Below are 11,820 nucleotides of genomic sequence, written 5' to 3' on the forward strand. Positions count from 1 at the left end.
TCCTTTAAGCAAAAAATCCATGAATAAACCACTTGTGTTTTTGTTCCCCACCATAGTGTCCGGAACGGAAAAGCCAGTAGCGGCATCCTTCTTCATCTTCCACCTGATAATAATCCCTATGCTCTCCCTTATCCATCCACCATTCGCGCTCAATCCGCTCGGGACCGTCTGCCTTTGAAATCAGGTGGCGGACGCCTTTATAAATAAAAAACTTTGGCGGATGATCCGGAATAAGCGCCATTACCTCAATAGGGGCGGGAACCTTAAGCATTTCGGTCGGCCGGGGCTTATCCGTTCGCCATGGAGTTGAGGCCTTTTCTGTTACCGAAGCTGCCTTTGATATTGCACGTTCCGGCCAGTATCTGGTTGCAGGCAAAAAACGATGGATTGCTTGCGCACCAACCTTTCCGGCAACACGGTCCAGAAACCTGATCACACTATTATCATTCAGGCCGGGCTTGGATGACCACATTTCTTCCTGGGGCACCTCGACATCCTCCACCTTTGGCGCATCAAGAACAAATAGTTCAATTCCCAGGGCTGGTCGGATCTGATCGATCTTTAACTGAAAAAGTTTGAATAGATGACTCACACTATGCGAAGCGCCACTGGTTCCGATGGAAACCTGCACAATTTTTCCATCGATACGGTATCCTGTGAGTATCCCGGTTCGCAATCCCTTACCTTCAGATTGCATCCTGTTGCACAGATTTTCAAGCATCTTTTGAATCGCTATCTCAATTGCAGTTTTGGTTTTGATCGGTTCCATGCAGGCTAGCCTTTCGCTAAATGCTACGGGAATCTTTAATGGAATAAGCGCTTCTGCTTCAGTTCCAATAGCCTGAGCCAGCCGCAATAAAAAATCTTCCCCAAATCGCCTGCGCACTACCGATCTGGGCATACCGATAAAGCTTTTTATCTGATAGAATCCCAGTTTGCGAAGTTTCGCAAGAACTGTATCTTCCAATCTTAATGCCTCAGGAGACAGACTGAGCAATGCATCTACGTGTCCGCCGGAAGGAATCAATGGCGTAACTTTACCAAACCGGGAAACGGCCCATGCAGCGCCGGGTGTATCGGCAATCGCTAAGCGTACGGTATATCCCTTACTTTTAAGCCTGCTGACAATTTCTTTCAGGTATTCTCGCTCTCCGCCCCAAAGATGCGGACAGCCTGAAACGTCAAGTAACAGTCCGTCCATTCCAAATTCGTCAATGGATACAATGGGCGAATAGCGCACGCACCATTCGCCCAGTCCTCTTAGAAGGTTTTTTGCACGGCCTGGTTTATCGTCCAGAACCTCGAGACCCGGACATACGGCCTTCGCATCCGCTGCACGCATGCCGACCTCAACGCCAAAGCTCAATGCCAATGGATTTACAGCAGTTATCATCATCCTCCCATGGTCGGGCGCAGCAAAAACAAAAGGCACCTCGGCCAGTTCAGGGCGGCGGATAAGCTGCCAGTCAGCCAGTAATTGGCGGAACCATATCGAAACAAAACGCCTTTGCATAATAGCTATCCAACTTGTCTGCCCTCCAGATCAGACCAAATCGGTTGATTACCGGTTTTTTTAATTTCCTCAAATTTTTCGCCTGCCCATTCCAGTATAAAGCTTCCCGGATTTCCATTACGGACTTTTAGCAGCTCAACCTGCCAGCGCGGGAATCCGATCCCGGGCAGGCCGTCCTGCGTAACTGAAGGCAGCGGCCTGACTTTCCATCTGGCTGTTGCCACAGTGCTCGCCTTCTTATTTCCGTCCTTGCGCAGGATAAATCCCGTAACACCACTGGTCTCGACCGCCAGCTGAAGCCTGCGGGATTCTATAAGGCTCACATTGTTCAGTTCTGCCACAACGGCCGCAAGCCCCTCACATTTAATGGCCTCCTCTGTAATCCATAGCACATCTTTTTCGCTCTGGACATCCATAAAAATAATGCGCTCAGGTTCTACGTTAAATAGGCTCAAAGAAGCGGGAAAGAGATGCCGGGTCGTGCTTACCCACACGCAGGCCGCACCATTTTCCATAAGGACGGCAAGTAGTCCAGCGATAAAGCCGTCACTGGCCGCCGAATGCTCCGGCTGAATGGTGATAAACTCATGAATTGCCTTTTTTGGAAAAACACCACCGGGAAATGAATTTTCTATCTCTCCCAGTCCGATTCGTTCGGCATTGCCTGTGGGATGGGGTTTAAACCCCTGCCATAACAGGATATCCTGTTGCAGTTTCTGAATTAATTCTTTGTTGGCATCCATGATTTACTGAATTAAATACTATTATATTTAGTATTACGAAATTATACAACAAACATAAAGCTAAAAATGTTAGTAAAAAATGAATTGTGGAAAACATTCCCGTTTTGGTGGAAAGTTTGCATTGCCTACTGTGATAACACCTTCGATAAGATAGATGTTAAACATTATTTATGGATAATGATTCTTAATCGATTTTATTCCCATCTTCCTGATTTACAAAACCTATCTGCCCAAATAATTGTTGTAACAAAATGGACAGAAAAGAAGTAACGAGCCTAATTAGCGAATTAGAAAAAAGTGTCATCAGCTGGGCAAAAGCACATCGCAGTGAACTGATAATTGGCGGTATTTTCGGATTTTCCCTTACTGCAGCTTATCTCATTTTCTCAAAAAAACATTTTAAGTTGACTAAGCAGTTAAAACCATTGGAAACCGGACTGAATATGGAAAGATATATTTTTGAAATCCCAACCGACAGCGGGATAAAAGAGGCTGTTGTAGAAACTTCAGGCGAATGCTACGGGGTGAGGTTGGATGGTAAATACCTTGGAAGCATGTGGCGTGATGAAAATCTTGGTCTTCAATGGGACACACTCGATGAAGAACTAGCGCCTCATGTCTGGGATATTGCATCCAAGCTTTCAGAGGCTTTTTCCAGACAAGGATATCCCTCACTGTTGAAGGGTGCTTATCCCGAAATTGAGTCTACCCAGTGGAAGAGTAGTGAAACCCTTGAGGTGGTTATTTCAAAGGAAACAGATATGGAAGTCTTTACTACGTTCTTAAAAGATGAGGTCTTAAACCTCGTTGATTTCGAGGAGCACCTGGACCTGATGGTTAAGAAATCTGGTGATCCGTATTTTGCAATTATAGGCATCAACTAACCATTTTTTATTTGGTTAACGATTTTGTATTTTTAAGATGATGAAAATAGAAGAGGCTTTTGAGATTGTCCTGCCCGATATTAAGATGATCGTTACCTCGCATCTGATCGGAGGCAGTGAAATATATAGGATCGAGTTCTCGGATGGAAGACCACCACTAAATGTAACCGAAGCGAACGGTTACAGGCCATTCTGGACATCTGTTCCGCAGGGAAGACAGATAGAGGCCGAATTTTTTGGTAAAAAGATTGCTGAACATTTGAAAAATAAATAATTATGTGTTACTACAATGGTCAACGCGTTTCAAGGGCAGAGTTTATTTCACTCCTTCAACTTGAAAAGGCGGTAAAAAATTATCAGTTTCTCGACAGGGCTGTTCATAACGGTTTTGCCTACTCACCCGTTGCGGTATTAAAAAGAGATGCAGAGCAGACAAACTTTGATATCGTGCAGATGGAATGGGGTTTTTTGCCTCCCTACCTTAAAAACCGCGAGGCTGCAAAGAATTTTCGCAACGGATATAAAGATGCTGCCGGTAAATGGCATATCGGATATACTACACTCAATGCAAAGGCCGAAAATCTTTTTTCAAATGAAAAAGGTGGTCCATCGATTTATGCAAAGGCAGCCCGCGAGCGCAGATGCCTGGTGCTTTCAACGGGATTTTATGAGTGGCGACATGTATTTCCAAAAAACAAAAAAACAGGAGAGCCTTTGAAAACTGCCGTTAAGTATCCTTACTATATTTCTGTTAAGGACGAGGAATACTTCTACATGGCGGCAATTTATCAGGAATGGACCGATCAGGAAACCGGCGAAATTGTTGAGACAGTTGCTGTCACTACCGCGCCGGCCAATCCGCTTATGGAACAGGTTCATAATTCCAAAAAACGTATGCCTACCATTTTAAATGATGAGCTGGCCTATGAATGGATGTTCGGAGATTTAAGCGATGAGCGAATCACCGAGATTGCATCCAGTCAGTTTCCTGCCAAACAGATGGATGCCTGCACGATTGCGAAAGAATTCTTGTCGACACTTGAGCCATCAACGCCCTTTATTTATGAAGACCTGCCCGCCATCGAATACTCGATTTAACACGGATGGATGCTTCCATAAAGCGCATTAAAGGACTGATCGCTTAGCTTTTAAAACCATTTTCAGTTGAGATGGGTTATATCATAAAAATTAATATTATGAGCGATAACAAACATAAACAGGACGGTAGAGAAGATTCAAAAGTTGACCTGAACGATGCAAGCGAAGTTGCTTATGCAGCAAAACAGGCTGGAGTAACTTCTGCCCGATATAAGGAACTGGCTAAAGCGACGGGAAGTTCTTCCAGGGCTAAGATTGCCGAATATATAAAAACTCATGCCAAGGCGTAAGTCGGTAGATGTCTCACTTGATGGGCTTGCCGGAAAACTTGGAGCAGAGATTTTTAGTGAATCTCCGGGTTTTCTCTGTTTGCTCCCTCAGGATGTTCATGAATCGATACTTGGAAGAGGGAATTCTGTTGCGGAAGCTATAAATAACTGGGATGAAAAACTCAAGGCTCATCTCCGCAACAGTACCGCCGGGGATCCTGTAGTGGATCATGTCCAAAAAATACTAAGCAGTACCACGCCTGATCATGTTCAGTCCTTTTATGATCAGTTTTACCCGGTTAGGAAAAAACAGTAATCTAAATATCGTGATGGATAAGCAGCAAAACAGTCAGGCAAAGTTTGGAAATGAAGCGGACAACGACAGCAATTCAGAAAAATTCGTAAGTCCCGATGATCGCCTGGACAGACATGAGACTGAAAGCGATATTGATTCCCTGGAGCCGCAGGAGTTCGGGACAAATGAAGGCGAGCTAAATGTGGATGATCCTGGTGAGCTCCGCTACTGGGCTGAACAGTTTCAGATCAGTACGGATGAACTAAAATCCGCGGCAATTCTGCGGGGAAATTCCATACACGAAATTAAAAAATATCTATCCGCATAATTCCATGGCAGAACTACCTGATTTAACCGTATTCGCTCAGATATTGACCAGAAGATTTAAAGGGCAGACTTTGGAGACGCTCGAAATTACGGTATCCAAAAAAATTAATTTCTCCGCCAAGGAAATGAAAAAAGCTTTGGAAGGCAGAGAACTTTTGGATGTCCGGCGTTCCGGAAAGACGCTTCAGCTTATTTTCTCAGGTTCACAGGTTCTCGGTCTTCATTTAATGCTCAGGGGCGAACTGATCTCCATAGATCAGGATGAGCCGCCACGCTTCCAGATTCTAGGGTTTCATTTTGAAGGGGGTGATGCATTTGCATTGATCGATCTTCAAAAGCAGGCAACACCCACCTTAAATCCTGAATATACCGATGTTCCAGACGCGCTTGAGATGGAAGAGGATTATTTTTTTGATTTACTGGCTAAAAAGAGAACATCGATAAAAACGTTGTTAATGGATCAGCATCTTGTTCGCGGGATAGGCAATTCCTATTCGGATGAGATACTTTATCATGCCGGCATCTCTCCGTTTTCAGTTGCCAAAGCCATTCCAGCTAAAGCAGCAAAGAAACTATACAAAATTATAAAATCTGTCTTGAGCGATGCAATTTCAAAAATCGCAGAAGCAAATGGCGATGAGCTAAAAGGTGAGCTTCGTGATTTTATGTCTGTGCATGGTGCAGAATTAAAAAAGACATCCAAGGGCGAGGAGATTTTGTCTGAAAAAATCGGTGGGCGCACAGCTTACTTTACCAAATCGCAGGAACTTTTTGAATGATTCTAAGCACTTATAACATTAATGGTGTCAACGGCAGGATCGAAATTTTGCTGAAATGGTTGAAGGAGCGTTCGCCGGACATTGTCTGCCTGCAGGAAATAAAATGTCAGGACAAGGATTTTCCGGCCAAAAAGTTGATGGATGCAGGATATCACTCCATATGGCAGGGGCAGAAAAGCTTGAACGGTGTTGCAATCTTATCTAAGACGGAAATCAAAGAAACGAAACGCGGACTTCCTGGCGATCCTGCCGACGACCATAGCAGATACATCGAAGCATTTATAAGTGGACTCGTTATAGGTTGTATTTATCTTCCAAACGGAAATCCGGCACCAGGTCCAAAATTTGAATATAAACTAAAATGGTTCAAAAGGCTGAATGCCCATTCGAAAAAACTGCTTTCGTTCGGCATCCCGACAATTCTTATCGGCGACTATAATGTAATACCGACTAATCTTGACCTTTATAATCCCGAAAGGTTCAGGGATAATGCCCTTTTCTTTCCCGAATCGAAAAAAGCATATAAGAAGCTTTTGGCTCTGGGCTGGACCGATGCAATAAGAACCCTGTATCCTGATGAAATTATATATACCTTTTATGATTATCTCCGGAATGCATTTGGAAGGAATGCCGGTTTAAGATTGGACCATTTCCTGCTGTCTCCAGGCTTGTCAGAGAAGCTGATTAACGGTGGAGTCGATAAACATGTCCGAAGCTGGCAGGGAACCAGTGACCATTGCCCGGTTTGGATCGAAATTCAACCAACAAAATAATATATTATATCAATGACTTACAGAGCTGGATAAATTTTTAAAATTAAATTGACATCAAAATAGTTACTATCCCTTTTTCCGTAGGATAACAAAAATTTATCGCCATAAGCCAAACCTAATCGCTTTTCAATATTCTCCATTCCTTTATTAAAGCCTGAATGGTGGATCCTGGTGTTGATCAAATTAGAAGTACTTATTGACAATTCGTTTTTACTCAATTTAATATCTAATAATCCAGGTTGGTTTGGCTTTTGTAAATTTCCATGCTTAAGCATGTTTTCTAACAATGTGATTACGACCAATGGTATAAAGCGAAAATTTTTAACCTCTTCAGGAAAAGAAAGATTGATATACTGTTCTTTGTCTTTCCTTATTTTATTAAGCGATATGAGGTTGTTAATCTGATGCAGTTCCTCCTCCAGCTTGGGAAATTCTTCGGGGGATTCCTTGGTTTCAAGGCTAAACCGCATCAATTCGGCCAAATTAAGAACTGCTTCTCCGGCGTCCTCATTAAATTTCCGGACGCTATCATATAAAAAACTCAATGTGTTGAATAATAGGTGTGGATTGATTTGGGCTCGTAAATATTCATACTTCGCAACATGCAATTCATTTTGCATCTCTTTATTTTTCAAATCGTTCAAATATTCCATTCTTTCTGAATGTTCTCTTTTTAAACGTTCCGCTTTGAAACGCAAAAACAAATAGTAAAAGCAGGAAAGAACGATAAAAAACAAACCTCTCCAAAGCGATTGAAAAAAACTTTTATGGTTAGTAATAATTGATGGGATATTAAATCCTTTATGAGTTCCTTCCAGTACGTAATTAAGATAAGATCTGAAAAAAATATACAAACCGATTTGAATTATCATGAGGATGATTACCCTTGTCCAGGGTTTAGGCTTTGTAAAACTCTTCTTGAGCACAAAATGCGCATTCGCATAAAATAGAAGAATATTAAGAATATAATGGAGGGCATAATTCAAAGCTTTTCCAAAAAAGCCCATTGAAAGTCCGATCAGTCCGATCTCTAATGTTATGAATATTGCCCATCCACTTAGGTGCAAGTGCTGCACTTTTCCCCATTCGAAAATTTTCTTAGTCATGCTATAATTGCTCTTGGTGTAACCTCATTTTATCGCGGTGTAAAAAGTTTTTTTACGCTAAATAATGGCTCTAGTTTCAAAATAAAAACATGAAACAGAACCCTAAAAAACTGGTCAAAAAAACAGTATTTGTTTTTAGATCGCAGCAAACAATCCGAAAGTCCGAAACTGATCCGACTACTTCCAGCATCATCATTATTTCCAATGAAACGTTGGTTAGCCATCGTTGAGTGTTGGTTTCAAATTTGAATCCTTAAGACTTCCGGCCGGATCTTAATGTTTTATTTTCAGAAAATTCAATAAAGCCTTGCTTGTAGTTGTTGCCCATCGGAATGATGTGTGCTCCAAGCTTTAGTGTGTTCCCAGCTATTTTTTCAACCCTTTCTTCATTTACGAAGTAACTGCGGTGAACTCTATAGAACAATGTACCCCAAAACTCCTTTTGTGCACTTCCCCAAATTCAGACCAGTTAAAAGTATAATTCTAGACCGAGCGCAGCGAGGCTATTAGAAAAACTATTAATTTTAATTGGCAATATGAAAAGAATCAAGTTTACGGAATCCCAGATTGTAAAGGCAATCAAGGAACATGAGAATGGCAAGAATGTGCACGATCTCTGCAGAGAGTTAGGAATAAGTACAGCAGCCTTTTACAAATGGCGCCAGAGATATGGCGGAATGGAAGTAAAAGAGTTGTCAAAACTTAAGGCATTGGAGGAAGAAAATGCACGTTTAAAGAAAATGTATGCTAATCTTAGCCTCGTGCATGAAGTTTTCAAGGAGGCTGTAGAAAAAAAGCTTTAACGCCTGACGAAAAAAGGGATTTAGTGGATGAAATGGTAAAAAGGATAAGCCATCGTCAGGCCTGTAAATGCGTTGGATTGAACCGCAGCAAACATTATTATCAACATAAACGACGGGATGATAGTGAAGTAGTTGATGCGCTTTCACTTCTTGTTGAAAAGCACGTCTCCATAGGCTTCTGGCAGTGTTACTACCGATTGCGTCGAAAAGGGCTTAAATGGAACCATAAAAAGATTTATAGGATTTATACATCAATGAGGCTTAATATCCGCCGCAGGGCAAAAAAGAGGCTGCCAGAAAGAGTCAAAAAGCCTTTGTCTGTACCAGAAACTATAAATGAGGTATGGTCCATGGATTTTATGAGCGATGCGCTTTGGAATGGAAGGAAATTTAGGTTGTTGAACATCGCTGATGATTACAACAGAGAGATGCTAGCTATGGAGATAGATTATTCACTGCCGTCCTTGCGGGTTATCAGAGCGTTGGATGAGTTGAAACAATATAGGGCACTTCCAAAAAAAATAAGAATGGATAATGGGCCGGAGTTCATCTCGCATAAGTTGGATGAATGGGCAAAGGAAAACAATGTTGAACTAGTTTTTATTCAGCCAGGAGAGCCAACACAGAACGCGTATATTGAAAGATTGAATGGAAGCATCAGAAGAGAATTGCTAAATGCATACATATTTCACTCCCTGGATGATGTAAGGGAGAAAGTAGAGGAATGGATGATGGATTACAATTACCATCGACCACATCAAGCATTGAACTTCAAATCTCCTGTAGATTTATTACAGGAAATTTGAGGACAAAATTATACTTTTGAATGGTCTGAAAAACAGGGGAGCCTACACTTTTCAACTTCCTTCATTGTCAAATAGACTGTGTAATCTTCATCCTCAGTGACAATTTTCATGTAGTTTTTCAAGCTTTCGAAAAATAATATTTTTGATTTCTTTATCTTCAGTTTCTGTCCCCTTTCGCCAATGCTGACATAGAAATATTTTTTCTGAGCAATCCGTATCCCTTCAATTCTTTTTCTTTCTGCATCTAAAATGTCCCAAACGGTTTTAATGAATTTCGGTTTTGAGATCGGCTTAACCAGATACCTAGATGCATTTACTTCGAAAGCTTCTATTGCATATTTTGTAAATGCAGTAGTAAATACAATAAATCGAGCTCGATTTACTAATTTTTTTGCAAGCTCAATGCCGGTAATTTCTGGCATGTCTATATCCAAAAAAATAAAGTCTATTTTATCTCTGATACTGATTTCTGATAGTGCAATAAGAGGATCAAGAAAAGTCTTGATTAACTTTAGGTTGGGATTCGTCTCAATGTAATCTGAGAGAATCGAGATTGAATGTTTTTCATCGTCGATTACGACGCAACGAAGTTGTTCCATATGTCAAAGTTTAGGGTAATCTCAAAAATGATCCCTCAATTACTTTGCATATCCAAATTAACTTTTTTCTTTTGGTTCGATTTTAATCACCTCAGTGGTTTTCTTTTGGGATAAAGAACCATCTTTGTTAATTTTGTTTGTTCTCCTTAAAGTTAATATGACCATGTCATATTTTGGCTGCTCCAAGGGGAGGATATCTTGTATAGTGCAATTGAGAGCGCTTGCTAACAAGTTTATATGTCTAATGCTATATTTTGCTCTTTCAGTGAACAGCTCAACTTTTCCTACAAAACCTTCTGATAAACCCATCTTTTGCGTTAGTGAAACTTGAGATAAGCCAAGCTTTGACCTCAAGTTTTTTACATTAACAATAATTAAATAATCCAAATGAGAAATTTCTATAGTTACAATCTCAGGGTTGGAATTCCGGTTCTGCATTATGTTGCAAGGAACAATAAAATGAAAATTTTGTCACAGGTGCATGTGGAAGTAAAATTTTTTATTTATATTAGCTTAATAAAATTTATTGTTGGTTAAATGACATTTAACTACAAGATTTGATTTTTTATTACCGAAAAACCTTGTGACGAAAAGTAGGACGTTTGAACACAAGCAGTAGGTGAAAACTCAAATCCTGTGCTATCTTTGCATAGCATAAGGACTTGGGTCGCCTGCTATTCTGTGTTCGGCCGCTGCAAAGCGGTTGGTGGTCCTACACCTTCGTCTCAGAAAAGCTAAGGGCGACCCTTTTTATTTTCTAAAGGTTTTTTGGTATAAACCAAAAAACGTGAGACATCAAATGAAATTTATTGATCTATCTACATTTTTCCATTGGAAAGGTGCGGGAGGATACTGCTTAAATTTCAACACAAACAGATCTGTTTATTGTGGTTTTGCGTTCATAATTCTTATTAGCCTGGTTATCTGTTCTCCTGAATAAGATACCAGGCTAAGGCAGGTCAACCCTACGGTTAATGATATAAAATAGGTTCTTTAATAATGCGCCTGCCTTAGTTGTCTTCAATATTTGAGATTCCTCATTTAATTTTCCGATCAACTAACTTAAACCAACAAACAATGAAAAAAACGATATTCTCAATCGCTAGTGCACTGCCATGCCTTTTTTTTGGAGTCGACCTTATAAAGAAACCCAAGAGATGTGTTCCACCTTTTTATGGGAATTTAAGCTTAAGCTGTTTTCAATTGGATGGTCAGACAACAAGGAATGTTGCTAAATTGGCCAATAGAGAGATAAATCTAGAAAGACTACTTAGAAAGAAAATCATTCAGTTAACTGCGGTTTTGTTTTTCTTCTCAACTACTCTATTCGCACAGGCGAGGGCAACAAGCCGCCAACTCGCAATCAACGATAAAGTACCTAATCTGACCCTTTCTCAAATCCTAAATTTTAACCAAAAAAGCGCTGAATTTTCGAGTTTTAAAAATAGAGCCGTCGTCCTTGATTTTTGGGCGACATACTGCTCTCCTTGCATCGCAGAATTTCCGAAAATGGATGCTATGCAGAAAAAATATGGTAAAAATATCCAGTTTTTATTGATGAATGCCTACGCAAGTGATACTGTAGAAGTTCTAGAAAAATTTTTAGCGGAGCAAAGGGCGAAAATTAAAGATTTCGCTTTGCCGATAGTGCTCAACAGCACTGAAATAAAGAACGTTTTTCCAGTCAATACAATGCCGCACTATATCTGGATTGGTGCGGATGGACGTATTAAAGCGATTACAAGTGCGAAAGAACTTACAGAGGAAAACGTCTCGCGACTTATTGCGGGTTTGAATCTTAACCTAAAAACTAAAAAAGATTAAT

General features: G+C 40.7%; 15 protein-coding genes. 10 read left to right on the top strand and 5 right to left on the bottom strand.

Annotated features, from left to right (window positions below; all coding sequences use genetic code 11):
* Positions 1 to 4: 4 nt before the first annotated feature.
* Together ACZZZW_RS06755 and ACZZZW_RS06760 are read right to left on the bottom strand one after the other, a co-directional pair.
* A complete protein-coding gene (locus tag ACZZZW_RS06755; RefSeq protein ID WP_463492634.1) occupies positions 5 to 1,513 on the bottom strand; it encodes a Y-family DNA polymerase in 1,509 nt (502 codons plus the stop codon).
* A 5-nt stretch (positions 1,514 to 1,518) separates the two neighbouring features.
* Positions 1,519 to 2,256: an ImuA family protein gene (locus tag ACZZZW_RS06760; RefSeq protein WP_463492635.1), complete on the bottom strand. Its 738-nt coding sequence runs from the start codon at positions 2,254 to 2,256 to the stop codon at positions 1,519 to 1,521.
* A gap of 251 nt (positions 2,257 to 2,507) precedes the next feature.
* Here ACZZZW_RS06760 and ACZZZW_RS06765 point away from each other — a divergent pair, with 251 nt between their 5' ends.
* From ACZZZW_RS06765 to xth, 8 genes are all read left to right on the top strand, one after another.
* Positions 2,508 to 3,140 (top strand): hypothetical protein, encoded by a 633-nt coding sequence (locus tag ACZZZW_RS06765; RefSeq protein ID WP_463492636.1) that lies wholly within the window; start codon positions 2,508 to 2,510, stop codon positions 3,138 to 3,140.
* A 37-nt stretch (positions 3,141 to 3,177) separates the two neighbouring features.
* Positions 3,178 to 3,414 (top strand): hypothetical protein, encoded by a 237-nt coding sequence (locus ACZZZW_RS06770; RefSeq protein ID WP_147273668.1) that lies wholly within the window; start codon positions 3,178 to 3,180, stop codon positions 3,412 to 3,414.
* Positions 3,415 to 3,416: 2 nt separating this feature from the next.
* Positions 3,417 to 4,238, top strand: coding sequence for an SOS response-associated peptidase (locus tag ACZZZW_RS06775; protein WP_056095137.1), 822 nt, complete (start codon positions 3,417 to 3,419; stop codon positions 4,236 to 4,238).
* 98 nt (positions 4,239 to 4,336) lie between these two features.
* The gene (locus ACZZZW_RS06780) at positions 4,337 to 4,528 is read left to right on the top strand and encodes a DUF3606 domain-containing protein (protein ID WP_463492637.1); all 192 of its coding nucleotides are present in this window, start codon (positions 4,337 to 4,339) and stop codon (positions 4,526 to 4,528) included.
* On the top strand, positions 4,515 to 4,823 hold the full coding sequence (locus tag ACZZZW_RS06785) for a hypothetical protein (protein WP_463492638.1): 309 nt from the start codon (positions 4,515 to 4,517) through the stop codon (positions 4,821 to 4,823). The genes ACZZZW_RS06780 and ACZZZW_RS06785 overlap by 14 nt, the downstream gene beginning before the upstream one ends.
* Before the next feature lie 13 nt (positions 4,824 to 4,836).
* Positions 4,837 to 5,130, top strand: coding sequence for a DUF3606 domain-containing protein (locus tag ACZZZW_RS06790; RefSeq protein WP_463492639.1), 294 nt, complete (start codon positions 4,837 to 4,839; stop codon positions 5,128 to 5,130).
* Positions 5,131 to 5,134: 4 nt separating this feature from the next.
* Positions 5,135 to 5,908, top strand: a complete 774-nt coding sequence (locus tag ACZZZW_RS06795) for a DNA-formamidopyrimidine glycosylase family protein (RefSeq protein ID WP_463492640.1) — start codon at positions 5,135 to 5,137, stop codon at positions 5,906 to 5,908.
* Positions 5,905 to 6,681, top strand: coding sequence for an exodeoxyribonuclease III (gene xth / locus ACZZZW_RS06800; RefSeq protein ID WP_463492641.1), 777 nt, complete (start codon positions 5,905 to 5,907; stop codon positions 6,679 to 6,681). Before ACZZZW_RS06795 ends, xth begins: the two co-directional genes overlap by 4 nt.
* A gap of 17 nt (positions 6,682 to 6,698) precedes the next feature.
* On the opposite strand, the gene ACZZZW_RS06805 is transcribed toward xth, so the two are convergent.
* Positions 6,699 to 7,553 carry a sensor histidine kinase gene (locus ACZZZW_RS06805; protein ID WP_463492642.1) on the bottom strand — a complete coding sequence of 285 codons (855 nt, stop codon included), beginning with the start codon at positions 7,551 to 7,553 and terminating at the stop codon, positions 6,699 to 6,701.
* A 770-nt stretch (positions 7,554 to 8,323) separates the two neighbouring features.
* Here ACZZZW_RS06805 and ACZZZW_RS06810 point away from each other — a divergent pair.
* A protein-coding gene (locus ACZZZW_RS06810) for an IS3 family transposase (RefSeq protein ID WP_463492068.1) occupies positions 8,324 to 9,396 on the top strand; the annotation gives its coding sequence in 2 pieces (ribosomal slippage) (positions 8,324 to 8,585 and positions 8,585 to 9,396; 1,074 coding nt in all).
* Between the two features lie 8 nt (positions 9,397 to 9,404).
* On the opposite strand, the gene ACZZZW_RS06815 is transcribed toward ACZZZW_RS06810, so the two are convergent.
* Together ACZZZW_RS06815 and ACZZZW_RS06820 are read right to left on the bottom strand one after the other, a co-directional pair.
* Positions 9,405 to 9,995 (bottom strand): LytR/AlgR family response regulator transcription factor, encoded by a 591-nt coding sequence (locus ACZZZW_RS06815; protein WP_463492643.1) that lies wholly within the window; start codon positions 9,993 to 9,995, stop codon positions 9,405 to 9,407.
* A gap of 57 nt (positions 9,996 to 10,052) precedes the next feature.
* A complete protein-coding gene (locus ACZZZW_RS06820; RefSeq protein ID WP_463492644.1) occupies positions 10,053 to 10,433 on the bottom strand; it encodes a helix-turn-helix domain-containing protein in 381 nt (126 codons plus the stop codon).
* A gap of 639 nt (positions 10,434 to 11,072) precedes the next feature.
* On the opposite strand from ACZZZW_RS06820, the gene ACZZZW_RS06825 reads away from it, so the two are divergent.
* The gene (locus ACZZZW_RS06825; RefSeq protein WP_463492645.1) at positions 11,073 to 11,819 is read left to right on the top strand and encodes a TlpA family protein disulfide reductase; all 747 of its coding nucleotides are present in this window, start codon (positions 11,073 to 11,075) and stop codon (positions 11,817 to 11,819) included.
* The last annotated feature ends 1 nt before the right edge of the window (position 11,820 follow it).

This window comes from Pedobacter sp. AC379 (genome assembly GCF_979258145.1).